The following is a 25,774-nucleotide window of genomic DNA, read 5'->3' on the forward strand; positions in this document are numbered from 1 at the left end:
CGTATTTTCCCCGGCGATGAACACAGACGATAAACGACTCGACGAGATCAGCAAATATCTTAGTTATGTACTTCGCCATGAGCCTCAGACGATTGGCCTGCAGCTCGATGCCGAAGGCTGGGCCAGTATTGATTCTTTGATTACCAGCGCAGCCAAATACGGGCGTTCTCTCGACCGAACAACAATTCAAACGGTTGTCGCGAACAACGACAAGAAGAGATTTTCCATTTCTGACGATGGTAAGCGAATCCGTGCTATACAGGGTCATTCCACGCCAGCCGTACAACGCAAATATTCCGAAAAGGAGCCACCCGAAGTTCTTTATCACGGCACGGCAACTCGCTTTTTAAAATCTATCCACGAACTGGGACTGAAAGCAGGCGCCCGCCACCATGTGCACTTATCGCAAGATATACCCACGGCACTTGCCGTTGGCCAACGATATGGAAAACCGGCGGTTCTCGAGATTCAAGCAATGCGAATGCATCGACAGGGTTTCAAATTTTTTCTGGCTGAGAACGGCGTCTGGCTAACCCAAGGCGTGCCGGCTGAATTCCTCAACACACTTGACAAGCTCAGTTCTTGAGCGTGACCCCTCCGGCAAACGCGATCAGTAAAAGATTCTCCGATAAAAACGCGATGCTATAGTGTCGAACCACACGGGAGCCACCAAAATGTTGCGCCCAAGCGATGGCCGCTTCCGAGTCAGGATATTCGACGAGAGCACCTTGTAAGATGGGAGCCGCGTCGCCTTTATCGATGCCGAGCATGGAAGGTCCCGGAAACACCTGGACATAAAACGAGCAAACAGAAGTAAAACGCAATTCTCGTTCACACAAGCCGGTTTCTCCGTCATAGGCCACAGTAACTACCAGTTCAGTTCCCTCTGTCCTGATTTTTACGCCGCTCTCCCCGTAGCCCGGAAGCCACTCGTATGGATCAAGAATCTCCAAGCTGCGACCGATCTTCATCATTTTGTCCCTTTTGGCACGTTAGGAGTGCCCGTCGGCGGTAACTTGTTTCGCGCCAATTGACGAGCAGCCAAGTAATCGAATGTCGTTCCAGCTGACATGCCCGGCACCTGTAAACCGGTTTGGTTCGCACCATACCATTGCGACTGAGGAACTCCTGCGCGGCTCAACGCGACGGAGGTGCGCGTATTCAGTATTAGTTGCGTTCCATCGGCAGTAACCACGTAATCGACCGGTAGCTGGCTTGGGCTGATCAGTCCGCTTTTGATCGCTGCAGCCAAATCGTCGACAGTGTTGATCGGCATCCCGGCAATTTGGCTATATTTCGCCGCCCCTTCAATGCTAAACGCCTCAGCTGCATTTATGGACGATTGTGCGAAATTAGCGTTTGCTACCGATCCGACGACCGCGCTGTTTGCTGCCGCTGCGTCGAATATCGCACCGAGTACCCCCGACACAATTTTACCCGCCATCCCGCCAAGTGCGATATTTTCAAGCGGATACGTCGGCGACACTGATCCGTTCAGCGTCGACGCCTGCTGCAACGTGCTCTGTTCCAGCCACTGGATCTGCTGTTGGACTGTTGCGTTCCCGATTGGCTGCCAACCCGTCGTCGCTAGCGTATTTCCCGGTCCAAATTGATTTAGCGAGCCCAGCGGACCGTTCGCAAACAGTGTCGTGTCGCTAGCCTGCGCCGGCGTTGATTGGAACGAGCTCACGACAGAACCATCCGCAACAATCGGATTACCCGTTGTACCGTAGAGCGGCTGACCGGCCATCGACTGAACCGTCTGTTGAGCGATATTAAGGTCGCTGAGGAATCGATCCAGAGGAGCGTAGTTCCCGGACGCCTGCGCCGCCTGCGTCAGTTGGTCCACATAGGCATTCAACTGCTGAGCCGCCTGCGTATCGACATCGGCACTCGCGGCAACCGTCAGCATGGAGTTCCAGTATTGGGCTATAGTCGCCTGGTCCTGCGGATTCTGGGCAATATTGGCGGCGATCTCATTCGCCTTCTGCTGCAGTTTTTGCTTCTCATCCGGATGCAACTGCCGATTGTACAAATCCGCACCCAACGCCCCATTCGCCCCGCTCATCGCACCGCCGGCACCACCCAGCGCACCACCTGCCAAAGCCCCCGCCGCACCCGAAGCGATGTTGCCAGCCAGTGCCCCACCGCCCGCGTGTGCTGCCGCATTTCCAGCAATATCCCCCGCCACCGTCCCACCGACAGCGCCCGCAACGTTCCCACCGCCCAGCGCCGCACCCAGCGCAGCCACAGCCGCATGGGACGCGATCCGCGCTGCACTGTCCTCTTCCCAATGCTCTGCACGACCGATATCACCCACCACCTGCATGCCGACCTGCACCACCCCTTGCTGGACCGCCATGTCGTTCGACACATTCTGCGCATCGAACGTGTTCGCCACCGACCCATTCGCGTTTGCCGTGTCGCGGCTCAACCCGGCCGTACTGTCGTGCCCGGTACCCGCATCACCACGCACGGTAATCGTCCCGGGGCTTACCGCCGCGTACGTCGTACCCGACGCGTCGTCACTTACACCCGACGCACCGAAACCACTCGGCCCCATTCCCGCAATGCCGGTTGTACCCCCACCACTGTTCGTGCTGACACCAAAGCTGACAGTCGAACCCGAGTACTCCGCCTGGTTCTGCAGGTTCGTATAGTCGAGCGTCTGCGTCGACAGCGAGTTCTTGTCCGGCGATGCGGTACTGGCGATAACGCCGCCATCCAGCTGCGTGTGGTTACCGACGTAAATGTCAAACCCACCGCTACCCGCGCTGATACCGCTTTGCTGGTTCACCGACTGGAAGTTGTCCTTGATGGTCTGATCGCTCGCATTCGCGCTGCCGCTGACCGTCTGTCCATAGCAGAACGGCGGCACGCAGATGCTCGCCTGGAACCCGGCGCTCGCCTGCTGGCTGTTATACGCATTCGTATCCTGCACACTCTGGATGTTCAGGTCACGGCCTACGTTGGCATCAACCGTATTGCCCGCTACTTCCGCACCGCGCAGGTTCGTATCGCGCCCGCTCGTGATGGCGACCGTGCCGCTCGCATTGATCTGCGTATCGTGGTTCGTCGTGCCGTTGCCATTGGCGTTACCCTTCGCGCCATTCGCGGCCAGTTCGAGCGTAAAGCCATTCTGCGCGCCGCCCAGCCCAAAGCCGACGCCGATACTCGCATTAGTGCTGCTGTTGCTGCTCGTCTGCTGGCTCGTATCCTTCGCACTTTGCAGATTGATGTCGCGGGCCGCGTTCAGCGCCACATCATGCGCGGTGATTTGCGTACCACGCGCATTGATGTCGCCGTCCGTCGCATAGCCCGCTCCATCCTTGTTGCCGCTTCCGGTCGCGACGAGCGTCGCCGTACCACCAGCCGTGAGCGTACTGCCACTGTTCGTGGTCGAACTGCTTTGAGCTTCGGCGTGGCTAGTACCGCCACCAACACTCACAGTCGCCTTGATCACTGCCGGCGCCTGGCCACTAGCCGCCGCGCCGGGTGCGTTGTACACGGCGAGCGCCGCCTGGGCCACATCGAGCGCCGCAAGACGCGAGTCGCCCGCATGGCTTGCCTGGTTCAAGCTGCGATTGACGGTTGCCGCCGTATCCCCCGCCACACCGCCCAGCGCAAACGTGACGCCAAACTGGCTCGCGCTCTGGCTCATGCTGCTTTGCTGCGCGTCCGTGCCGGGATCGAGGTTCAGGTTCTTCCCGATCAACGTCAGGTCCTGACCCGCGTACAGGTCGGAGCCCTGCACCGTCACATCCTGCTTTGCGTCCAGCGTCACGTTGCCGTTGCCGCTCACAATCTGGCTGCGGATTGTGCTCTGCGTCTGCGCGGCCGTGTCCTGCACCATGTGGCTGTTCGATACACCCTGGCTGAAGCCGGTGCCGGTACCGTTGCTACCCAGATCGCCGAACTGGTGACTGCTCGACTCCTCATGGTTCGTGCTGGTTTCGGTGCCCGCCAGCACATTGATCGCCCCTTGGGTAGCGATAAGGTCGACGCCCTGTGTTCCGCTAATGCCAGAACCCACCACGTCGATATCGCCCGTGTGACTCTTCACGATCACGCTGTTGCCACTCACCACGCTGGCAGTCTGTGTCGTCGCCGAGCCATTGCTGTCTGCATTACCGCGCCCGGCGTTATAGGGCGACGAACTAACGCCGCTACTGTTCGGTCCGCCGGTGACCCAACGCACGAAATCGCCCGGGCTTGGGCTAGCAAGCTGGAAGCTCGTGCTCGAACTTTCTGACTGGGTGCTTTGCTGCAGCTGGTTTGTCGATGCCTGCAGTATCACGTTGCGATTCGCATCCAGCGTGGTCGTGCCACCCGCCGAAATCGTCGAACCGATCACGGCAATATTTCCGTCGAGCGGGTTACCGTTTGCATCACGGAGCGCTCCACCTGTTGCCGTCACGCTCACGTTGCCCGCGCCGCGAATCGTGCTGCCGGCATTCGACATGCTCGATACGACCGTAGTACTCGAGCTGCTGCTGTGGCTGAAGGTTGCCGTCACAGACGGCGTGTCGAGACCACTCGCGGTTAGCTCGTTACCGACGCCCTGGGCCCGCTGATATGCGTTGCCCGACGAACCTGCCGATTGCAAATTGCGCACGGTATCGAGCGGCGTGCCCGTCACCGCCAACGTCAAGCCGCTCGAACGCTGCTCCTGGTGATCGTTCGACTGCGCAGTGTCCTGGCTCGGATCGATCGTAACGTTCTGGCCGACAATGCCGATGTTGCCCGTCGCGCCCGTGACGTCCCCCGCCGCCCTACCAGCGACAATGTCGCTTCCGCCGATATGGACATCCTTGCCCGCGGAAATTACAACGTTGCCCTCGACGCTGCCCACAATGCTGCGCGACTGACTCTGCGTCACCGAACTGGCGTTATATCGGTCGCTCTGCTCGCTCGACCCGATCGTGAAGCCGATACCGCCCGAACCGGAGAGTCCCGAGTGCTTCACCTGGTGATACTCGCTATCCTGCCAGGTGTCGGTTGCGGCCAGGATGTTGACGTTGCCCGCCGCAGCGAGACCAACGCCATACGTACCAACGATGTTGCTGCCGGTCACGTTGATATCTTTTCCGCTGATCACCGACACACCGTCCGCCGAGATCGTGCTGCCATCGGCATAGGTCGCGCTTTGATCAACCTGGTTGACGGCACTCGTATGGCTCGCCACGCCGCTATGGCTATGAGTCTCGTAGGTATCAGAGACGTGCGTTTCCGTCGCCGCGCCCACGTTCACGCTTCCCGCCGCCATCAGCAGCGCATTCCCCTTGTCGAGGGAAACCGTGCTGCCCGTTACGTTGATGTCCTTGCCCGACACGACACTCAGGCTGTCACCGCTTTGCAGCGTTGTAGCCGTGAGGCTGTCGTCGGATGTATGCAGCGTCTCTGAGTAGCTGCCGTGATGGTCGGTGCCCGAACTGTTGCTGTCCACCGTCGAAGTCGCGGTTGCCGCCTGCAGCGTTACGTTGCCTCCCGCGATGATCGTGCCGCCGCCTCCGAGGCTCATGTTCGCACCGGTCGCCGTGAGGTCGCCGCCCACTGCAAGCAAGGACGCTCCACCCACCTTCACCGAACTCCCCACCACCTGATTGATATCGGTATCCGACACCCCATTCGCGCGCTCAACAACCTTGTGTTCACCGGTCTGCTGCACACCAAGATTCCAATCCCCGCCAACGCTCATCCCAAGCGCCCCGCCCACGTTGAGGCTACCCGCGTTCTGCTCGAAATCCCCGCCCGTCACAATCACCGCATTACCGGCCACATTGATACTGGCCGCCGGCCCCATCGTCGTCGTCACGCGCGTCGCGCCCGTGTCACTCACCTGGCTAACCGTCTTCACCGACGTATCCAGAATCAGATTCCCGCCCGATTGCAGCGCAAGGCTGCCGGCATTCAACGTCGCCGACGTCAGATTGATATCCCCCGCCGTCACCAGCGCCATCTGCCCACCGGCCTGCAACGTGCCAAACGAACTATCGATACTCTGCGCACCGATCGAGAAGTTATTCGCCGCGCTGATCGTGCCGCTGTTGGTCACCGACTTCGCATTTTGCAGATCGATATTCGTCGCCGCGATAACCGGGCCGTTGCCCATGTTGTCCTGGCTCGCCTGCGCGAGATAGACAACCGGCACAAGCACCGTCTGCCCATCAACCACCTGGCTCTGCATGATCACGACGTTGCTCGTCAACTGCGCCACCTGCTCCGGCGACAGCCCCGTACCGGGCGCGAGATTGAGCGACTGCGCGAGTTGCGCCCCGGACGTCATCAGCGCCTTGAACTCGTCCTGCGTATCGGCGTAGTTCGTCAGCACCGACTTCCCGGTCATCGACATGATCTGGTCCTGCACGAGCTTCTGCTCGTAGAACCCGTCGCCGAGCCGCAACTGGATCTGCCCGGGATTCATGCCCATCTGCTGGAAGTAGTAGTCGCTCGACAGCCACTGCTGCTGGCTCGTGAACGCGGGATTCGTCTCAACGAGATACGGTGAATTCGGCGCGCTATTGACGCTGAACAGGCCACCGCGCGGCAACGTAATGTTGCTCAGTACGTTGCCCGCCGTCGCGGCCGCGATAGTCGGGTTGTCGAAATTCGAAGGGCCACCCTGCACGCTCCCGCCGCCATGGGCGCTGATCGTCCCGCTCACGGCGCCCGCGCCGGTGCCCGACACGCTCTGCCCCGGTGGCAGGCCGAGCGGCGTCACGGAGGCATTGCCGGCCGTGTTATTAATCGTGACGCCCGTGCCGCTTAGCGTTCCGCCCGCCGTAAACCTCGATTCGTATGCCGGCAGCGCGTACGTGCGAATGTCAGCCGGCGCCACCTGCGAGTAGCCACCCGGACGCGAGCCGACGAACGGTGCATCCCCAAACGGCAACTGCCAGTCGTGCTCGCTGTTGTCGTAGTTGTTGTAGTGATATTGGCCCGAGTAAGTCACCTGCACCTGCGGTGCGCTTTGCCCTTGCCAGCTGTTCTGATCGAGCACAGCGGGCATCGCGATGTTGCCTGCCGCCGCCACCTGGCTCCAGTAATTCTGGAATATTCCGACCGACGCTGCATTCAGGTTGCCGCCCGCGATGATCTGCGATTCCGGGCTGATGGTAGTGACGGTACTGGCAACCGCTACGCCCGTGTAGGTCGTGAACTGATAAGTGCTGTTCCACTGACCGCCGTGAGGTGGCTCGACATAGACGCCGCCAATACTGTCGGGATCTTTCACGCCCACCTGACCTGTTTGTCCTGACAGACTGATGCCAAGACTCGCCAACAGGTCCGGATTGACCGCCGACGTAAAGCCCGACGTTCCCATCGCACGCCGCGTATTCGTCACCTGGTTCGCGGCGATCTGCATGTCGCCGCTCGACTGGATCAACCCCGACTGGTTGCGGACAAGATTGGCATTGGTGTAATTCCCGTTCGCGTCCTTGCCGCCGGCGAGGACCACCTGGCCCAAACCGTAGATGGCCGTCATCGCCTGCGCGTCGGTGGCGGTCGTGTCGTCGCGGTTCTCGATGTCCGCCGAAAGCAGTTCGAGCTTGCCCGCGCTATCCGTCGCGCCGATCAACGCGCTCGTGCCGAGATTCGACAACGTTTGTACTGCGCTCAGCGATACGCTGCCGCCCACGATCGTGCCTGTGTTGGTCAGCGTATTCGAATGCGTGCTCAGCAAACCGCCCGCCGCGAGCGTGCCGGAGTTGGCGATGTCGCCCGCGTTAACCGTCAGGCCGTTTACTGCAGCGAACGCACCGGCATTACTGAACGTGCCCGGCAAGGTGAACGTGAGGTTGTGGCCTGCAGTGAAGCTATAGTTCGGATCCGTCGCGAAACTGCCCTGCAGATTCAACGTGAGGTCGTTGACTGCGCTGTACCTGCCGCCGCCCAGCAACGTACTCGCGGCCACCGAAAGATTGCGCGACGCGTTGATCTGGCCGTTCGTCACGTTCAAGGTGCCCGTCGTAATGCCGACATCGCCTGACGTGTTGGCGACGTTGCCGATCGCTCCACCGCTGCTATCGAGATTGCTGGCGTTGATCAGCAGATTCGCGCCGCTCAGTTGCCCGCCCTGTGTGTTCGACACCGACGATGCGCTCAAGCTAACGTTGCCGTTGCCGCTGATCGAGCCCATGCCCGCGACGCCGCCGGCATTGCGATTGACGATCTGGCTGCCGCCGTTGATCGTCGTCGCACCAGTCCCGACATTGGTAACCGCGCCGCCCGAGTTATCGATCGATGCTGCCGTGACGTTCAGCGTGCTATCGGTCACAGCCCCGCCCGCGCCGATCACACCGCCCGCGTTCAGCAAGGCGCCACCGCTTGAAACTGTCAACGCCGAGCCGGACGACAGCCGGCCGTTCGTGTTGTTCAAAACCGCCTGAACGATGGCGGACATCGCGCCCTGCGAAGCCAGCGTACCGCCCGTGTTATCGAGGCTGCCGACCCGCACCGACGCCAACCCGTTGGTCACGATGCGGCCGCCGACGTTGGTCAGCGATCCCGCGCCATTGCCCGGCTCGATCGTCAACGTGCCCGCGCCGGCATGGGTAATCGTCCCGCCGTTATTGTTGATCGAAGCCGATGCGAGACTCAGGTCGGTGCTGTTCGTCTGAATCACGCCGCCGTTCGAGTTATCGATCGCGTTGCTGACATCGAAGCCCATCGCGTTCGCGCCGAGCTGCGTCAACGATCCACGCTCGTTGGTCAGGTTCGTCGCGGTCAAATCAAGCTGATTCGCGATGATCTTGCCATTGCTGTTGTCGAGCTGAGGAACCGTCATCGACACGCTGTTGCCGCTCACCACCCCATCTGCATTCGTGAACGAGGCGGCACGGGTCGTCACGGTCTGCGCACTGAGCGTGCCGCCGCTGTTGTCGAGCGCACCCGCAACGGTGGTATCGAGCGTCTGCGCTGCAGTCACGCTTCCACCCGTGTTATCGACGCTGCCCGCGGACACCGCCATCCGCCCGTTGCTGACGATCGCTCCGCCCACGTTCGAGACCGCGCCTGAGCCGTTAGCGGTATCGATCGTCAACGTGCCGGTACCCGCATGGGTGATCGTGCCGCCGTTGTTGTTCAACGAAGCCGGCGCAAGCGTCAGGTCCGTGCTGTTCGTCTGGATGACACCGCCGTTCGCGTTGTCGAGCGTCCCGCTGATATCGAGGCCCATTGCGCCCGATCCGAGCTGGGTCAGTTTGCCGTGTGCGTTCGTCAGATTCGATGCGCTCACGGTGAGCTGATTGGCGGCGATCTGGCCGCCGCTGTTATCGAACTGAGGCACGGTCATCGCAACCGTATTGGCGCTGATCGCCCCGTTCGCGTTCTTCAGCGAAGCAGCGTTCGCCGCCAGCGTGGCGCCGCTCAGCGTACCGCCGCTGTTATCGAGGGTGCCCAAAGCGGTCACGGCCAGATGCTGCGCAGCCGTGACGGTCCCGTTATTCGTCAGCGACGCAGCTTTGATGTCCACGTTGCCGTTACCGCCAATCACGCCACCCGTCGCCGCTTGCGCCGTGGTGCCGGCCGCGTTCGTGATCTGTCCGCTCGCCGTTAGCGTTAGACCGTCCGTGTTGTCGGAGACGATGCGCCCCGCGCTGTTCTGTACGTTCGCAGCCGACACGTTCACCGCGCCCGCCGCTTCCAGTTGACCCGCCGTGTTGTCGATGTCGCCGCTCGCCGCATTGACGGTCAAGCTGCCGCCAGCCTGCAGCGCCGCGCCTGTATGCGCGAGGTTGCCGGTGTCGCCGCCGGCGCCCGTCGCGGTCAAGGACACATTGCCTTTCGCCAGCGTCTGCGACCCTGCCATGTTCAGGCTGCTGCCCGACATCGCGAGATTGCCGCCCGCAATCTGTTGACCCGTGGCGCTGACCGATCCCGCGCCCGTCACCGCGAGACTGCCGGCCCCAGTCACATTGCCATTCGCGTCGACGCCCGCACCGAGCGCGCCGGTCGAATTCACGCTCGCGCCCGTGATGCTTGTATTGCCCAGCGCCGCGACCGTACCACTGTTGTCCACCTGGCTCTGGCTGTTCACTGCGGTGTTCTGCGTCGCATAGACGGAGCCGCTGTTCGCAACATCGCCCGCGCCGGAGATCGTCACATTGCCATTGGCGCTCGTCGTACCCGACAAGCTCACCTTGCCCTGGCTGTTGAGCTGAAGGTCGCCCGCTTGCGATGCGATGGTGCCGGCGCTATTAACCCCGACGCCCGTCTCGGTACCGACAAGACGGATCTTGCCGGCGTACATGCCGCCCAGTTGCGCGACGTCGATCGCCACGCCCGGACTGTTGCCATCGGGGCCAAGCCATTGCGCGCTCAGATCGTCGTGGCGAACGTCGTTGTTGCCCGCCACCACATTGAGCGACTGCCCCGCCCACGCCTTGCCGTTGATCGCGACGCTGCGCGCGATCAGGTCGACCTGATCGGCCTGACTGCCGTCGAGACCCGCCGCGCCAATCTGGATCTGCCCGCCGGTCACGTGAAACGCGTCGAGGCTGCCCGTTCCGCCGAACACGGGCGTACCCGTCGTCAGAATGCCGCGGCTCGTATTGATGAAGCCGCAACCATTGCAGTAGATGCCGGCAGGGTTGGCGATCACCACTTCGGCTCTCTGGCCTGCTACCTCGGTATAGCCCAGCAACTGACTCGGGCTTCCGCCGATCACCTGGTTCAGGATCACGCGCGCGCTACCCGATGCAAGATTCGGATTGCCGGTTACATAACCCGCCTGTTGCGTGAGCACGTTGCCTGGCGAATTGTTCAGGATCAGGCCTTGCGGGCCCACGTTGTACTGCGTGTACGCATTGTTCGACACACCCGCGCCATTCGGCGTCGCGATCTGAACGACCGGCAAGCCATTGGCCGTCACGCCCACGATCGGTTTGCTGCCGGCCGACGTAGGCGCCGCCGTCACCTGCGCGTCGATCTGCAGCGGTTGCATGCCGAGCGCACAGAGTGCTGCGAACGCGATATGCCGCATCGACAGCATGTCGACGAAGCGCCAGTCACAAGCCGCATTGAAGATGGCGCGATACGTATTCTTTTTCATAGCAGGAAGCTCACGCTGAAGCCCGCAACCGGCCAGTGGTTGGGGAAACCGGCGGGCTGATACAACGGGCCGCCAATAAAGACGTCGTAATTAACGTGCTGGAACGCGCCGCCACGTATGCCGACCACCGCTCCGGCAAGACGACGGCCGAGCAGGTCGTCGGCTGAAGGACCAAAGACTTCACCGCCGTCGATGCCGACATACAGCGCCAGCCCGAAACGCGAAAAGGGAATCTCGAGGTCGTTGCGCATAAACACGCCCTTCTCGGCCGCGAGCATCGTGTTGCCGTCGAAGCCGCGCACGGTGTAGCGGCTGCCGATCGAGATGTATTCGGTGGGGTACAGCACGTCGGGCGTGTTCTGCGCACGCACGGTGGCCGTATAGCGCAATGGAATGCCGCCGATCGCGAACGGCACGCTCAACGTCGCGTCGAGCGTTTCCATGTGGTAGTAGGACGTCGGCGCACCGAAGCCCACACCCGGCAGATCGGGCTGCGCGCCGAGCCACGGCACGCCCCACCGATAGGCGATCGTGCTGTCGAATTGCGCGGCGCCGATGTAATGCTTATGTTCCCAGCCGATTTCGGCGTAGGTGTTGTCGCGATGCTGCACGTCGATTTGCGTGCCGTCGATAAACGCATCGCTATAGCGCTTGCCGACGCGAAATTCGAGCGTGTTCTTCTGCACCTGATTGCGATAGAACTGGTACTCGGTCTTCACGTCGAAGGTTTCGGAGTTGCCGCTCGACACCAGTGTCGAGAATGCGCCCGCGATCTGCTGGTGATAGTCGTACTGGCTCGCCGTCGCGGTGAAGGTCCAGTTGCCCCACGGAATCGAGTAATAGGCGTTGCTACCGTGTGTGCCGTAGCTGCTCGCGTGGCCGTTCAGATCGTGGCTGTAACCGATGTTCAGGATGTCTGATAGCCCGAGCGGATTGTCGACGGTCAGGCTTACGCTGCCCTGCAGCTGCCCGGTCGATTTAAGCCCGCTGTCGTCGACGCTGAAGGCCAGCGACCACGGCTTCTGCCGCTTGACTGCGATCACGATGTCGCTTTCGCCGGTCGACGGGCCCGGCACGATCTGCATGTCGACGTCCTGATTCGGCACGCGCTTCATCTGCTCGAGACCCTGCTCGAGATTGCGCAGATTCAGCAGATCGCCGGCGCGCGTTGGAAACGCGGTGCGCCATGTGCCGTATGTCGATGGATCGGCAAAGCGGATTTCGCTGATCACACCTGGAATCAATTGAAGCTTGAGCTTGCCCGTGGACAGATCCTGCGGTGCGATCACGACGCGCGTAGTCGAGTAGCCCTTCTCGATGATTCGCGCCATCACGCGATGCACGATCAGGTTGAGCCCGTCGCGTCCGACGCATTGACCGCGATAGCGTTGCAGGTAGTCGCTGGCGAAGGTCAGTTCGCCGGGAAACAGCGGATTGGGCGATAGTGCGCGTGCGCCGGCGGCCTCGACGGTAGTGCTTAGACCGGGCGGCACTTCCAGCGTTAGCTCCTCGAGCTTGAAGCACGGCGTTTCTTCAGGCACTTTACCGTCGTCGATCTCGGGGACCGCGGCAGATTGAAGCTCGACCTTGGGCGCCTGCAGCGTGCGTTCGCGTTCGATAGCCTGCTCTTGCGCGCGCCGGCGCTGCTCCTGTTCAGCGAGCGGATCCGCGACCTGCGCATGGGCTAACTGCACGCATGCAGCGGCAATGAGCACGCCGCAAAGACGAGTCAGTTCACGTCGTTTCGGCTGTGATACGAAGCGTGCGATCTTCGTTACGCGCGTGCGCCAGCCGGGTCGGGCGACCCGACCAGGTGTGTTGTTCTTCACTGGGGAGAACTACTGCGTCGCGTGTGCGTGCGCGACCGGCTGTGTGCTGATCAGCGCTTCACATCCACCGCACAGGGCGGCGATTCTTTTACTCTGATTGTGCGTGTCGGTTGCCGTGATGGTTAAGTCGACAGCGTCCCACATACCCCGTATCCGGCCTGGTCGAAACCGGTAAGCATATCTGTTCATTTTTATTCATCTGACAATGCGAAAGCGCGCGTAAACTATCAGAAAACCACGCATGACAAGTGTCAAAAGACGTAAAGCTGACGTGGTAGAACAACATATCCATGCAGGATGCATAGACCACTGAAGAAAGTCTCGCCCTTCAGAAATTTTAAGAATCAATTGACCGTCATAGCGGTTTATCGCGCTTGCCCAGCTGACGGACCGACGTCATTGCGACGCCCCCTTCGATCGCCACGCGAGCACCCTAAATATCTTCTTTTTGGCTTCTTTCGCGAAAGCACATCTTGCAAAGCGCACATTGCGAAGTTGCTTCGGCAAGCCAGAATTCATCGCCGATATTGGAAGAAAAATCTAATAGAACTACCTGTGTGAACGCACTTCATCAACAAATCCCCCCATCGGAATATTTAGTAACCGGCCAGTGTTATTGCTGATCGAAGGAATAACCGAAACAGATAGTCGCATTCCGCCCATCGCTGCGGCGGGTTTATCGCCTTTTCACTGTTTTGCGCCTAAAGGAATAAAGCAATGCGTGAGCAGAAACATCATGAGCATTGAAAAAATCAATCTCGACATTCATAAGATTCTCGCCCTTCTGCCGCATCGTTACCCGATCCTGCTGGTTGATCGTGTGCTCGAAATCGAACCGCACAGGAGCATCAAGGCGCTAAAGAACGTCTCGATCAATGAACCGTTCGTTCAAGGACATTTCCCGGCGCGGCCGGTCATGCCAGGCGTGCTGATCCTCGAAGCCCTCGCGCAGACCGCGGCGCTATTAACGCTATCAGGCAAGCCCGGTGATCCGGCGAACACGCTGTACCTGTTCGCCGGCATCGATAACGCGCGCTTCAAGCGCGTCGTGGAGCCGGGCGATCAACTGATCCTGCACTGCACGTTCGAGCGTCACCTGCATGGCATCTCGAAGTTCAAGGCGCGCGCCGAGGTCGATGGCGCCGTCGCGGCGGAAGCCGATCTGATGTGCGCGGAGCGCCACACCAACAAGGACAAGTCAAGCGAGGACGCATGAGCAGGATCCATCCCACTGCGCTCATCGAAGCGGGCGCGCAGCTTGACGAATCCGTCGACGTCGGGCCGTATTCCGTGATCGGCGCACACGTGACGATCGGCGCGCGCAGCACGGTCGGCTCGCATAGCGTGATCGAAGGCCACACGACGATCGGCGAAGACAACCATATCGGCCATTACGCATCGGTCGGCGATCGTCCACAGGACATGAAGTACCGCGACGAGCCGACCCGGCTCGTGATCGGCAACCGCAATACGATCCGCGAGTTCACGACCATCCACACCGGCACGGTGCAGGATGCGGGCGTCACCACGATCGGCGACGACAACTGGATCATGGCCTATGTGCACATCGGGCACGACTGCCGCATCGGCCACCACGTGACGCTGTCGAGCAACGCACAGATGGCCGGCCACGTGACGATCGGCGACTACGCGCTCATCGGCGAGATGTCGGGCGTGCATCAGTTCGTGCGCATCGGTACGCATGCCGTGCTTGGCGCTTCAACGGCGCTTGGGCAGGATGTGCCGCCTTATGTGATCGCCGGGGGCAATCGGATTGTCGAGCCGCACGGCATCAACGTCGAAGGGCTACGCCGCCACGGCTTCCCGGCGGGTTCGATTTCGGTGCTGCGCACCGCGTATCGCGTGCTCTACGAGGACGGCCTGTCGCTTGAAGAAGCGAAGGTGCAATTGAAGAAACTCGGCTCGGCCGGCGGTGAGGGCGACGTGCCGGTGCAGACGCTGCTCGCGTTTGTCGAAGCGTCGCAGCGTGGGATCTTGCGCTAAGCCGGCGGCTTTCAGGTCATCTTGGGGCGATGCTCTTGAAGAACCGTATCAAGCGGTGAGGAGCAGCACGACTGTCCCTGTGATTTGCCGTGATACTCCGCCGGGTATCGCCCGCCCGCTTTGAAGGCCCCTGACACGTTTTTCTCCCGCTTTGTCCTGTTGGCGCCCGCAGCGCTACACTCACGCCAAGGACAGCCTCCGGGAGACAAGCGATGCAAGACGACAGACCGCCGCCACGGCGCATGACATACGAGAAAGGGATCCGGATCGGTGGCTCCGGATGGTTCAGCCGATTGCTGGCCGTTGTCGTGGGCACGATCATGCTTGTGGCGGCCGCGCTTGTGTCGGTGGTGCTGCTCGCCGTGCTGTTCGGTGTGGGCGCGGTCGTGTTCGGCTATCTCTGGTGGAAGACGCGCGCGCTGCGCCGGCAGGCGCGTGAGTTCGGCGACGACGGTCGGACTGTCGACGTCGAGGTCGTGCCAAAGGAATCGTCTGACGACGACTCCACGAAACGCTAACGCCCCCGACCACGCCGCTCGTCTTAACGCCACCCCAGCGCCGGTGCGACATGAGTCAGGATCGATCCGATAACGTGAGCGCAGTACTCCACACCCAGTTGATTCGGCACCGTCAAAAGTAAGGTATCGGCCTCAGCAATGGCCTCATCTTTTGCCAGTTGCGTGACGAGCGCATCAGGCTCCGCCGCGTAACTGCGCCCGAAAATCGCCCGGATGTTTTCATCGAGCATACCGATCGTATCCTCGCTGTGCGTGTCGCGTCCAAAGTACATCCGGTCGCGATCGTTCATCAGAGCAAAAATACTGCGGCTGACCGACACGCGCGGCTCGCGGCTATGGCCGGCTTCTTTCCACGCCTGCCGGTAAGCGCGAATCTGCTCGGCCTGCTGAATGTGAAGCGGACGGCCCGATTCATCGTTCTTCAGCGTCGAGCACTGCAGGTTCATCCCCATCTTGCCCGCCCAGACCGCCGTGGCATCGGAGCCCGAGCCCCACCAGATCCGCTCGCGAAGGCCCTCGGAATGCGGCTCGACACGCAGCAGGCCCGGCGGATTCGCGAACATCGGCCGCGGATTCGGTTGAGCAAAGCCCTCGCCGCGCAGCACCTCGTAGAACACCTCGGTATGGCGCCGCGCCAGATCGGCATGGGTCTCGCCTTCCTCGGGCGCATAGCCGAAATAACGCCAGCCATCGATCACCTGTTCGCCAGAGCCGCGACTGATGCCAAGCTGCAGCCGCCCTCCCGCGATCAGATCTGCCGCGCCGGCATCCTCCGCCATATAGAGCGGGTTTTCGTAGCGCATGTCGATCACGGCTGTGCCGATTTCAATCCTGCTGGTTCTAGCGCCGACGGCAGCAAGCAGCGGAAAAGGCGACCCCAACTGCCGGGCAAAATGATGAACGCGAAAATACGCGCCATCCGCGCCGAGTTCCTCGGCTGCAACCGCCAGGTCGATGGATTGCAGCAGGACATCGGATGCCGATCGTGCCTGCGAATGCGGGGAATTGGCCCAGTGGCCGAACGAGAGAAAACCGATCTTTTTCATGTCAGACGTCGCGTGAACGCGTTCAAATGCAAGCTAGCGGAGTACCGATCGGAAAAGCATAGCGTGAAAACGCCATGTCTCGCTGGTGAGGCGTTTGTGCGTCGCTGGTGCGTCGCTCGCTCGGTGCGAAGGCAAAGTGGTCGTCAGCAAGGACCTCGCGCTTGCCCTATCATAGGCGCCGCGCCCGTCGCCTACCTGCGATCCTCGCATCGTATGCGTGCGGCGTCTCCGGTTCACCTACCTCCACATGTCCTCGCTTCCTTCGCGTTCCAGGCAGATCTCGATTCTGCTCACCGTCTCGTGCGGTTTCATCATGGCGATGCTTGACGTGACTGTCGTCAATGTCGCGCTCTCCGATATTCAGCATGATTTCTCGGTGCGGCTGGCTTCGCTGGTCTGGGTCGTCGACGCCTATACGCTGACATTCGCCGCATTGCTGCTGCTCGGCGGCGCACTCGCCGACCGGCTCGGCGCGCGACGCGTCTACGTGCTCGGCCTCGCGCTCTTTATCTGCGCGTCGGCGCTATGCGGCGCGGCCGGATCGGTCGCCATGCTGATCGGCGCGCGCCTGGCGCAAGGCGTGGCTGCCGCGCTATTCGTGCCAAGTTCTCTAAGCCTCCTGACCGAGTCGTTCGAGGACCGCCATGTACGCGCGAAGATAGTCGGGATCTGGAGTGCGATCGTCAGTGTCGCGTTTGCATCGGGGCCGCTCGTTGGCGGCGTGCTCGTGCATCGCTTTGGCTGGCGCAGCATTTTCTATCTGAACCTGCCAGTGGGGCTGATTGGTATCGCGCTGGCCTTTGCGTTCCTGCATCGGTCGCGCCGCAAATCGCACGCGCTCGACATGCCTAGCCATGCGCTCGTGATGATCGCGCTCGCGGCACTGAGCTTCGTGCTGATCGAAGGGCCGGTGTTCGGATGGTCCAGCCCCGCGATTGTCGGCGCCGCCCTGTTGGTGCCTGTCGTGCTGCTGGTCGCGATCGTCCGTGAACGCCGCGCCACGACGCCTGTCATTCCCGTGGACCTCGCTCGCAATGCCACGTTCTGGGCGCTCAATGGAATCGGCGCGTGCATGAACGTCGTGGTGTTCGGCGAGATTTTCGTGTTGAGCCTGTTTATACAGAAGGTCGATGGCGAGACCGCGCTCGGCGCCGGCGTCCGGATGCTTCCGGTGATGGCCGTGTTCGCGATCGCCAATTTCTGCTCAGGGCATCTGTCCGCGCGTCTCGGCGCCCGCAGGCTGCTGCTCGGCGGTATCGGACTCGCGGCTATCGCGTCGCTTGCCGCCACCGTGCTCGGCACGGGGCTCCCGTATGGCTGGTTGATCGTGCCGATCGCGCTGGTGAACGTAGGGGTCGGATTCGCGGTGCCGGCGATGACGGCCGCCGTGATGCACGAGGCCGGTCAGCGCAACGCGAATATCGGCGCCGCGGTGCTGAATGCGAACCGGCAGATCGGCGCGCTGGCCGGCGTCGCCGGGCTCGGCATCGTCCAGCATCTGACTGGCGACTGGGCGGAATCGCTGCGTATCGGCTTTGCGATTTTTGTGGTGTGTCTCGCGATCGCGTTCATGCTCGCGTGGTGGCGTGTGCATGCGGCGCCGAAAGAAATGGAAGCGGCCGAAGCATCGGCCGTGCACTGAAGGCGTTCCTGGCGCGCCGCGTGATGACGACGCGCCATTGCGCGTTTTCGATTAAGCCCTGCGGCTTCGATGCCGCGCCATTTGTTCGCATGTTGAAAGCTCGTTTGAAGATATCCGCGTTGTAAACCACCGATACAATTCAGCGCGAACCCCCGCTTGCAGTCTCTTTCTTACGATTCAACAGGGAGACTGCAATGCTCAAACATACTCTGGCAATTGGAGCTACCGCGCTTTTGCTCACCGGCTGTGTCGCCGCACCGCCGGGTTACGGCTATGGCTATGACCCTTACGCCTCGGGGTACGACTATGGGTATGGCCCAGGCTATTACGGGCCGGCCTACCCCGCCTACGGTGGCGTGGATATCGGAATAGTGGGCGGTGGCCGTTGCTGTTACGGTCACCACGATCACTTTGACCATCACGACTTTCATCACGGTGGGTTTCATCACGACGGTGGGTTTCACGGCGGGCACCACGGAGGCGGACATGGTGGCGGACATGGTGGCGGTGGGCACGGCGGAGGTGGACACGGCGGAGGCCGGTAGTCGGCGAGGGCGAAGCGTCCCGTATCGAACTTATGACAGGAAGCGCGACTGTCGGCGGATGGAAGTCCCTCAATAACACCACTCAGCGCCATCCGCCGCGGCGGATCTAGTTCGCGGTCGCGGGGTAGGCAATGTAGCGAATGATCTTCCAGCTGCCATCAGGTTGACGACCGAACACGTCGAGCCCCGTCTCGTCATGGGTGACGTGTTTGCCACGCTTGTCGGTCTCAGTCGATATCCAGGTGAGGCGGACGATGGCGAGGTGGTTGGAGACGATGATCTCCTTGATTGCCAGGCCGTAGTGGATCGATTGCGCCGTGTTGGCCAGCGCGCGATGCAAGCGGTCGCAGAGCAACGGGTACGTCTGCTCGGGCAAGCCTTGAAAATCGTAACGGAGATCCGGCGCGAAGAGGTCGCAGATATGCGCCGCACGTCGTGCGTTGAAATCATCTCGCCATTGTTCCAGGGCATTGCGAATGATCGCCGCTGGATCTTCGTCTACCGTCTTCGCGCTAGCCACACTCGAGAATGCCGCGAACGCGATTGCGGTCATCGCGAAGCAGATGTGGTGTATCTGTCGTCTCATTGAGGCCCCTCACACACATGCCGCTCGACATGTCCGGTTCGCTAAAACGGGTGAAACGCATACAGTCGATGCAACACGGATTGCATTCAGCATATAAACAGGACTACACGCTGCTTTTAGCTTGATTACCGTTTGCTATCGAACGCTTTCGCACTAAGATTGACGCGTCTTACGTATTAGCAATCGCGTAAAGACGAACACAAAAACAATCAGGAGACGTTCATTGAAACGGCTATTTCTGGCAGCGTCATGTGCGATCGTGATGACGGGTTGTGGCGGCGGTGACGATGGAAGTACAAACAGCACAGCAAGCGTGAACAGCGCGCCGATGGTAATCGTCGACAGCGACTACAACACGCTTAGCGATGACGGACAACTCGGCGTGATGGCGGCACAACTGCAGGCACAGAACAAGATCAACGTGCTGGGCATTACGGTCGTGTCCGGCAACCAGTGGCTTAAGCAAGGCGTGGCCGATGCTTTGAAGTCGATGGAGCAAATCGGTGCGGATAAGCGGATCGGCATCTACGTAGGTGCGAACTATGCACTGTCGCATCCGTATTCCGAGATTCAGCAGGAGCTCGCGCAGTTTCCCGGTGGCGATGGATATCTGGGTGCGTGGGACACACCTGAACCGACCTCCGACGCCGACCTCGTCGCACCGCCTGACGGCTTTGCAACGCATACGCAGGTACAGAGCAAGAGCGCGGTTGATTTCATTGTCGACTCGGTCAAGGCACACCCAAACCAGGTGACGATACTCGCCATTGGTCCAATGACAAATATTGCAATGGCCACGCAGCAACACCCCGAAATCGTGCCGATGATCAAGCAGATTATCTACATGGGCGGCGCGATCGATGTGGCCGGCAATACGACGCCGACGGCCGAATTCAACTGGTGGTTCGATCCTGAAGCCGTGCGCGACGTGCTGCGTTTGCCCATCAAACAGACGGTGATTCCACTCGACGTGACCAACACGGTGCAGATGGACAAGACCGTCTATGACCGCGTGGCACACGACCCGAACAAGCAGACCATCATCACGCAGCTCTTCAAGCAGCTGAACGGCTTCGGGTTCGACGGGAAAAGCGGCTTTGAAAACGATCCGAGTTATACGACCGACATCTGGGACACGCTGACCATCGCGTACCTGATGGACCCGACGCTCGCGACCCAGACGGAGGAGCGCTGGGTCGATGTGGACACAACCTTTGGTGCGAACGACGGCAAGGCGACGGGCTACGCCAGTTCGCCGCCTGTGGGCCTGCAGAAGATGACCATCGTCAAGGCGTTCGACAATGCGCGCTTCTTCGATCTTTACGTCGATCTGCTGACGCGGCCCGTGCCGGTGAATCTGCCGTGATTGGCCCCGTTGCGATGCGGACGCGCGGTTATCCACGCATTTCGCGTCCGTCCTCTGCACGCGTGAAGCGACACGGTCTAACGCCTGTACGGCGGTTCGAAGCGGACGCATGCTCGGCCGCCTGCCAGGCGAGCAGTCCCGGCACGTAGATCAGCAGATCGCGTATTCGCCTCGCGCCCGCGAGGGCAAGGCAGATCTCCGGACTCAGACCCAGCAAGCCGCCGATCAGCACGAAGCCGCCTTCCTGTACACCGAGCCCGGCCGGTACGAGAAAGGCCACGCTACTCAGCATCTGGATCAACGCCTCGAGCACAAACGCTTGCGCCATGCTCACATCGGTGCCGAGGAAATGAAGCGCCAGCCATAGTTCGAATGCAAAGCCGATGCATTGCAGCGTCTGCCAGAGACACAGATAGCGCACGACCACGCCGCGCTGCCTCCAGATCAGCTTCACCGACTGATCAATGCGCGCGGAGCGGCCAACCAGCGCAAGCAGCTTGCCGCTCGTCATCCGGTTAAGCACGCGAGCCGCCCGTTCAAAAGGGCGCGCGTGCTGAACGAGTGCGAAGAGCAGCAGGACCGGCACGACTACAGCGACGACACCGGCCAGGCGTTCCATCACGGCCGTCGCTTCCGCGGACGCGTGATAGAGCACATAGCACGCAGCAGCGAGCGCAAAAACCAGCTGGCTGATCAGCGTGAGCTGCATATCGACAACAAGACTCGCCACAACGGTGGCCGGCCGCACACCGAGACGTCCGAGCAGACGGAACGAAACGATTTCTCCGCCGATGCGGGCGACCGGCAGCAGGCCGTTCACCGACTCCCGGATCCACACCACCTTCAGCATGGTCGACAGCCGCGGCCGTTGTGCCTTCCGGATCAGTGAGCGCCAGTCCCATGCGTTCGCCAGCATCGGCAGCACATGAACGAGCCCGGCCAGCACGAGCCCGGCGCCCGCATCTTTCAGCAGCCGGAACACGGTAGCCGGATGTTCGCGCCATACGAGCCATGCCGCGGCGATAAGACCGATCAGGGCTAACGCCCGTCCGAGATATTTCATTGAGCTGATTCTTCGTGTGCCGGCGACAGGAGGCCTTCTTCGTCGACTTCGAATCTGAAGCCGCGCCACTCGACACGGGACGAGAAGAAGCTCGCGACGTAGATACCGAACGATAACGCATCCCACATCGGCAGCAGCCAGATTCCTCGATGCGTCTGCTGTACGGCATTGTCGGACCGCCACTTGAGCGCGAGACGCGCGACTAGTGCAATACCGGCAAGCACCCACGCCCACGCCGCGCCTTCCGACATCAGTACCGCCAGCATGGCAAATGGAATCGGATGCATCAGCACGGAGCCCAGATGCCCTGCCCTGTCGACCGCGCGGATCGTACGGCTCCAGCGCAATTCGTGCGCGACGAACTTCGCGAAGCTCGTCTCGACGCACGCATGCCGTACCGTGAACGGCGGGATGGCGACGGTCGCACCGGTGCGCCGCACCGCGTCGCCGATCGCGTGATCCTCTGCGAGATGATGGGCGAACTGCGTGAGGCCGCCGATGCGCTCGAGCATCGTCCGTTCCATTGCGATGGTCTGACCAAAACAGGGACGCGCCCGTCCGATCGCAAGGCCCGTGACGACCCCGGGCAGGAAATGATAGTTCGTCGCGGCCGCGGAAAAACGCGGCCACCAGCCTGGCGCGCACAAGCCGCGATACACGCAAGTCACGAGTCCGACGCCGGGACCTTGCAATGCGCCGACGACGTGCCGCAGATAACTGCGCTCCACGGTCACGTCGCTGTCGGCGAAGCAGAGCACATCATGCTCCGCATGCTCGAGCATATTGACGAGATTGCCGATCTTCCGGTTAGGCCCGTAAAGCCGCGAGTCGATCACCACGCTGACCTGCGCATGCGGATACTGCGCGCGTAGTCTCTCGACAGTTGCGAGTGCGACGTCCGCGGGGTCGTGCACGCCAAACACGAACTGGACCGGACCCGGATAATCCTGCTCGAAAAAACTGACGAGATTGTGTTCGAGATTCCACTCGTCGCCACACAAGGGCTTGACGAGCGTCACACCGGGAAAGCTCGAAGGCTGCGCACATGCGCGCGCGAAGAAGCGGCGCACGAACTCGCCGGCAAGCCATGTGTAACCAATCCCTAGCGCAGCCAGCGCGGCGCATATACCCGCGAGACCCACACACAGCACATGGGCGATATGCGACGCAAAGTCGTTCGACTCCGCCACCCGCACAAGCCCGATCGGTATGCACAGGAACAAGGCCGCACGCAGCGCGTGCATGTAACTCTTCGAGCGTCCCCTGCTCGCGTTTGATTCATCGCTGCGCGCGTTCATCGCATCCTTTGTATGCGCGGTAACCTGATTAACCCTTTATTTGCGCAACGTGTGCAAGGAAGGCGCAAGAGGCTGCGTCGTCGTCGCTTGCTGTTCGTCTTTCAGATGCAGGGTGTCACGGAACCGTCCGGTCGAGGAGCCGGCTGTTAAGTTTGAGATAGAAGACCACCAGCAAGCGGTGTGGACATTGCGGCGACATCGACACCGTATGCCGCCGCCAACCGTTCACACTGACATGCCCACTCGCAACGGCGGACCTGAATGCCGAACGCAAACGCCCGCGAATAAAAAGAACGATGCAGACGACGGCCACCAGCATGCCGACGCGAAACGACGGCAACATGAAAATGCGAGCGGGGACGCGAAAAATGAGCATTGAAATCAGCACCAGCACCTGGATCATCGCGGCGGCAAGCGACGCAAGGACGAGATGGGCGCGCAACTGCTCGATCGTCGACGGTCTCATGGTGAAGTTCGGGTTCGACACAGCACAGTCATCCGTGGTGTGAGCACAGTGTTTCGAAATGCCTGCAGATCGCTTCCAGAATGACGACGCTTCTGAGCGTTCATACGAACGTGTAGCGTCGTCTAGCGAGAAGCGATGGTACGCGCGCATATCTGAAGGAATTCTTAAGCACTGCCGCGCTAACTGACCTTTTGCGTAAAGCTCTCGTTTTCGCGTGCTATCGATTCGCATTCGCGGGCCGACGACCGATCCGGTCGACGCTCGAAGCCGTCGCTATTTCCCGTGGGCACTTTACAAATGCATGTCTGCCGACTCGAAGCGCAGCACGATGCGGCAGCCCGGCTGGTTGTCGAGAATCACCAGCGACGCATCGTGCACGCGCGCGATCGCGGCGACGAGGCTCAGGCCAAGACCGTGCCCCGGCGTCGAACAGGTTGCGTTACAACGGCTTCGATAGAACGGCCTCAACACCGCTTTGCGTTCAGCGGGATCGATACCCGGACCGGTATCGGCGACGTGTAAGGTCGGACAGCCGCCATCGAGCAACACGCCGAGTGAGATATGTCCACCACGCGGCGTAAATTTGAGCGCATTGTCGAGCAGGTTTTCGATGGCGCCGAACAGCAGATCGGAGTCTCCCGTCACCTCGACCGGCATCGGTGTATGAACGGTCAGTGACAACCCGCGATGCTCGGCCAGCGGCTCGTACAGTTCGGCGACATCGTGCAGCACCGCATCAAGTGCAAGCTTGCTGAAACTCGCACGGCGGCTGCCGGATTCGATCTCTGCAATGCGCAGCAACGCCGTGAAGCGGCTCAGCACGACATCCGACTGCGCGATGGCGGCGTCGACGGCCTGCGCATAGGCTTCGGTCGTGCTGGCGCGTCGCTGTGCGCGCTCGAGTCCCGCGCGCAAATGCGTCATCGGTGTGCGCAAATCGTGCGCGATGCCTGTGCATACGCCGCGTACCTCATCGACGAGACGCTCGATTTCTTCGAGCATCGTGTTGACGATGTCCGCGAGCCGGTCGAGGTCGTCATTCGTGCCGCGCGTCGGCAAGCGCCGGTTCAGCTTGCCCGCCATGATCTCGCGCCCGTCTCGCTGATTGCGCGGATGCGGCGGTTCGACATCGTGTTGAGCGCGGCGCCGCACGCGATCGCGAGCAGAATCGCCAGCGCCACGCCGGCGCACAGCGTCTTCACAAGCGTCTGGTCGAAATCGAGCACTTCGTCGATCGAATGCCCGACGACAATCTTCAGGCCGCTCGTCGTCGGAATGATGACGCCGCGATAGTGCGCGAGCACGTTTGCCCCGCCTTCGCGAACCACCTGCGTGTAGTTGAAAGGCTGGCGATCGGCCTCATCAGGCAGCATGGCGACGTTGCCCGCGAGCCATCTGCCCGACGCATCGAAGAGACCATATGGCCGGCTCCTTGCAATATCGCGCCGGCTGAGCGCGGCGATATTCGCAATCGCTTCAGCGCGGCCGATCTGATGAAACTCCGCATACTCGCCGCGCAAGCGTTCGTCGACTTCGTGAAACAGGTACCCGCGCGTGAGCCAGTAGAGCAAACCGAACAGCACGATCGCCGAGCAGATAAACACCGCCAGCAGCCCGCCGATGCTGCGCATGTGAGTGCGCGATACTCGTTTAGGCGCATGCATGAATGATGTAGCCCGCGTTGCGCACCGTCGTGATCATCGCCGAGGTCTGGCCGTTCAGGCTGATCTTGCGGCGCAGATTGCTGATATGCATGTCGATCACGTTCGTGTTCGCGTTGAAGTGGTAATTCCAGACCGCTTCGAGCAGCATGGTCCGCGTCACGACCTGGCCCACATGTCGCATCATGAACTCGAGCAGTTTGTATTCGCGCGGCTTCAGATCGATGGCCTGCCCTGCGCGCCGCACATCGCCGGTGGTCGGATCGAGCGTCAGATCGTCGACGCACAACAGCGCCGGATCGTTGCCGTTCAGTGAACGCCGCCGCAACAGCGCGTTCAGGCGCGCGTTGAGTTCGAGCGCATCGAACGGCTTCACGACATAGTCGTCGCCGCCGGCGCGCAACCCGCGCACGCGCTCGTCGACCGCATCGAGCGCGCTCAGGATCAGCACCGGCGTTTGCTTGCCGATATTGCGCAGCGTCGACAGGATCGACAGGCCGTCGATATCGGGCAGCATGCGATCGAGCACCACCGCATCGAACGTGCCATTGGTCGCGCGCAGCAGCCCCTGGAAGCCGGTCGGCACGCCTTCGACTTCGAAGCCGAAATCCTCGAGCGCGGCGCTCACTTCGAGCCGCGCGCAGTCGTCGTCTTCGACGACCAGCACGCACGGCTTGCTGCTCGGCGGACAGACCAT

General features: G+C 61.2%; 17 protein-coding genes. 6 read left to right on the forward strand and 11 right to left on the reverse strand.

From position 1 onward, the window contains the following. Positions 1 to 16 precede the first annotated feature (16 nt). Entirely contained in the window at positions 17 to 586 is a 570-nt protein-coding gene (locus KZJ38_RS18430; RefSeq protein WP_219797616.1) for an RNA 2'-phosphotransferase, read from the forward strand. Here the strand turns inward: KZJ38_RS18430 and KZJ38_RS18435 are convergent. The 3 genes from KZJ38_RS18435 to KZJ38_RS18445 are packed head-to-tail and all read right to left on the reverse strand — an operon-like array spanning position 576 to position 12,747. Continuing rightward, the gene (locus tag KZJ38_RS18435; RefSeq protein WP_246641539.1) at positions 576 to 974 is read right to left on the reverse strand and encodes a hypothetical protein; all 399 of its coding nucleotides are present in this window, start codon (positions 972 to 974) and stop codon (positions 576 to 578) included. The two genes, KZJ38_RS18430 and KZJ38_RS18435, sit on opposite strands and share 11 nt — an antisense overlap. Then, positions 971 to 11,053, reverse strand: coding sequence for a hemagglutinin repeat-containing protein (locus KZJ38_RS18440; RefSeq protein WP_246641540.1), 10,083 nt, complete (start codon positions 11,051 to 11,053; stop codon positions 971 to 973). Before KZJ38_RS18440 ends, KZJ38_RS18435 begins: the two co-directional genes overlap by 4 nt. Then, complete coding sequence (locus KZJ38_RS18445) at positions 11,050 to 12,747, reverse strand: ShlB/FhaC/HecB family hemolysin secretion/activation protein (RefSeq protein WP_246641541.1); 1,698 nt, start codon at positions 12,745 to 12,747, stop codon at positions 11,050 to 11,052. Before KZJ38_RS18445 ends, KZJ38_RS18440 begins: the two co-directional genes overlap by 4 nt. An 871-nt stretch (positions 12,748 to 13,618) precedes the next feature. Between KZJ38_RS18445 and fabZ the strand changes: the two genes are divergently transcribed. The 3 genes from fabZ (at position 13,619) to KZJ38_RS18460 (ending at position 15,404) form a co-directional block, all read left to right on the forward strand. Next, the gene (fabZ, locus tag KZJ38_RS18450) at positions 13,619 to 14,098 is read left to right on the forward strand and encodes a 3-hydroxyacyl-ACP dehydratase FabZ (RefSeq protein WP_219800458.1); all 480 of its coding nucleotides are present in this window, start codon (positions 13,619 to 13,621) and stop codon (positions 14,096 to 14,098) included. Next, on the forward strand, positions 14,095 to 14,886 hold the full coding sequence (gene lpxA / locus KZJ38_RS18455) for an acyl-ACP--UDP-N-acetylglucosamine O-acyltransferase (protein WP_219797617.1): 792 nt from the start codon (positions 14,095 to 14,097) through the stop codon (positions 14,884 to 14,886). Before fabZ ends, lpxA begins: the two co-directional genes overlap by 4 nt. A 212-nt stretch (positions 14,887 to 15,098) precedes the next feature. After that, entirely contained in the window at positions 15,099 to 15,404 is a 306-nt protein-coding gene (locus tag KZJ38_RS18460; RefSeq protein ID WP_219797618.1) for a hypothetical protein, read from the forward strand. 23 nt (positions 15,405 to 15,427) lie between these two features. Here KZJ38_RS18460 and KZJ38_RS18465 read toward each other — a convergent pair whose 3' ends face one another. Then, a complete protein-coding gene (locus tag KZJ38_RS18465) occupies positions 15,428 to 16,450 on the reverse strand; it encodes an LLM class flavin-dependent oxidoreductase (protein ID WP_219797619.1) in 1,023 nt (340 codons plus the stop codon). 247 nt (positions 16,451 to 16,697) lie between these two features. Between KZJ38_RS18465 and KZJ38_RS18470 the strand changes: the two genes are divergently transcribed. After that, a complete protein-coding gene (locus KZJ38_RS18470; RefSeq protein WP_219797620.1) occupies positions 16,698 to 18,092 on the forward strand; it encodes an MFS transporter in 1,395 nt (464 codons plus the stop codon). A 651-nt stretch (positions 18,093 to 18,743) separates the two neighbouring features. On the opposite strand, the gene KZJ38_RS18475 is transcribed toward KZJ38_RS18470, so the two are convergent. Next, positions 18,744 to 19,223 carry a YybH family protein gene (locus tag KZJ38_RS18475; protein ID WP_219797621.1) on the reverse strand — a complete coding sequence of 160 codons (480 nt, stop codon included), beginning with the start codon at positions 19,221 to 19,223 and terminating at the stop codon, positions 18,744 to 18,746. Positions 19,224 to 19,446: 223 nt separating this feature from the next. On the opposite strand from KZJ38_RS18475, the gene KZJ38_RS18480 reads away from it, so the two are divergent. Continuing rightward, a complete protein-coding gene (locus KZJ38_RS18480) occupies positions 19,447 to 20,589 on the forward strand; it encodes a nucleoside hydrolase (protein ID WP_425518257.1) in 1,143 nt (380 codons plus the stop codon). A gap of 28 nt (positions 20,590 to 20,617) precedes the next feature. Here the strand turns inward: KZJ38_RS18480 and KZJ38_RS18485 are convergent, their stop codons facing one another. From KZJ38_RS18485 to KZJ38_RS18510, 6 genes are all read right to left on the reverse strand, one after another. Beyond that, entirely contained in the window at positions 20,618 to 21,652 is a 1,035-nt protein-coding gene (locus KZJ38_RS18485) for a lysylphosphatidylglycerol synthase domain-containing protein (protein WP_219797622.1), read from the reverse strand. Further along, complete coding sequence (gene hpnI, locus KZJ38_RS18490; RefSeq protein ID WP_219797623.1) at positions 21,649 to 22,896, reverse strand: bacteriohopanetetrol glucosamine biosynthesis glycosyltransferase HpnI; 1,248 nt, start codon at positions 22,894 to 22,896, stop codon at positions 21,649 to 21,651. The genes KZJ38_RS18485 and hpnI overlap by 4 nt, the downstream gene beginning before the upstream one ends. Positions 22,897 to 23,065: 169 nt before the next feature. Then, positions 23,066 to 23,647: a hypothetical protein gene (locus KZJ38_RS18495; protein ID WP_219797624.1), complete on the reverse strand. Its 582-nt coding sequence runs from the start codon at positions 23,645 to 23,647 to the stop codon at positions 23,066 to 23,068. 60 nt (positions 23,648 to 23,707) lie between these two features. Beyond that, positions 23,708 to 24,499 (reverse strand): sensor histidine kinase, encoded by a 792-nt coding sequence (locus KZJ38_RS18500; protein WP_219797625.1) that lies wholly within the window; start codon positions 24,497 to 24,499, stop codon positions 23,708 to 23,710. Next, the gene (locus tag KZJ38_RS18505) at positions 24,484 to 25,047 is read right to left on the reverse strand and encodes a hypothetical protein (RefSeq protein WP_219797626.1); all 564 of its coding nucleotides are present in this window, start codon (positions 25,045 to 25,047) and stop codon (positions 24,484 to 24,486) included. The genes KZJ38_RS18500 and KZJ38_RS18505 overlap by 16 nt, the downstream gene beginning before the upstream one ends. Before the next feature lie 19 nt (positions 25,048 to 25,066). Next, complete coding sequence (locus KZJ38_RS18510) at positions 25,067 to 25,774, reverse strand: response regulator transcription factor (protein ID WP_219797627.1); 708 nt, start codon at positions 25,772 to 25,774, stop codon at positions 25,067 to 25,069.

The organism is Paraburkholderia edwinii (assembly GCF_019428685.1).
GTDB classification, from domain to species: domain Bacteria; phylum Pseudomonadota; class Gammaproteobacteria; order Burkholderiales; family Burkholderiaceae; genus Paraburkholderia; species Paraburkholderia edwinii.

Excerpts from the sequence above, each read along its gene's own strand:
- KZJ38_RS18430 (WP_219797616.1), top strand. The coding sequence starts at position 17 with ATGAACACAGACGATAAACGACTCGACGAGATCAGCAAATATCTTAGT.
- KZJ38_RS18435 (WP_246641539.1), bottom strand. The coding sequence starts at position 974 with ATGATGAAGATCGGTCGCAGCTTGGAGATTCTTGATCCATACGAGTGG.
- KZJ38_RS18440 (WP_246641540.1), bottom strand. The coding sequence starts at position 11,053 with ATGAAAAAGAATACGTATCGCGCCATCTTCAATGCGGCTTGTGACTGG.
- fabZ (WP_219800458.1), top strand. The coding sequence starts at position 13,619 with ATGAGCATTGAAAAAATCAATCTCGACATTCATAAGATTCTCGCCCTT.
- lpxA (WP_219797617.1), top strand. The coding sequence starts at position 14,095 with ATGAGCAGGATCCATCCCACTGCGCTCATCGAAGCGGGCGCGCAGCTT.
- KZJ38_RS18460 (WP_219797618.1), top strand. The coding sequence starts at position 15,099 with ATGCAAGACGACAGACCGCCGCCACGGCGCATGACATACGAGAAAGGG.
- KZJ38_RS18465 (WP_219797619.1), bottom strand. The coding sequence starts at position 16,450 with ATGAAAAAGATCGGTTTTCTCTCGTTCGGCCACTGGGCCAATTCCCCG.
- KZJ38_RS18470 (WP_219797620.1), top strand. The coding sequence starts at position 16,698 with ATGTCCTCGCTTCCTTCGCGTTCCAGGCAGATCTCGATTCTGCTCACC.
- KZJ38_RS18475 (WP_219797621.1), bottom strand. The coding sequence starts at position 19,223 with ATGAGACGACAGATACACCACATCTGCTTCGCGATGACCGCAATCGCG.
- KZJ38_RS18485 (WP_219797622.1), bottom strand. The coding sequence starts at position 21,652 with ATGAAATATCTCGGACGGGCGTTAGCCCTGATCGGTCTTATCGCCGCG.
- hpnI (WP_219797623.1), bottom strand. The coding sequence starts at position 22,896 with ATGCACGCGCTGCGTGCGGCCTTGTTCCTGTGCATACCGATCGGGCTT.
- KZJ38_RS18495 (WP_219797624.1), bottom strand. The coding sequence starts at position 23,647 with ATGCGAATCGATAGCACGCGAAAACGAGAGCTTTACGCAAAAGGTCAG.
- KZJ38_RS18500 (WP_219797625.1), bottom strand. The coding sequence starts at position 24,499 with ATGGCGGGCAAGCTGAACCGGCGCTTGCCGACGCGCGGCACGAATGAC.
- KZJ38_RS18505 (WP_219797626.1), bottom strand. The coding sequence starts at position 25,047 with ATGCGCAGCATCGGCGGGCTGCTGGCGGTGTTTATCTGCTCGGCGATC.
- KZJ38_RS18510 (WP_219797627.1), bottom strand. The coding sequence starts at position 25,774 with ATGGTCTGTCCGCCGAGCAGCAAGCCGTGCGTGCTGGTCGTCGAAGAC.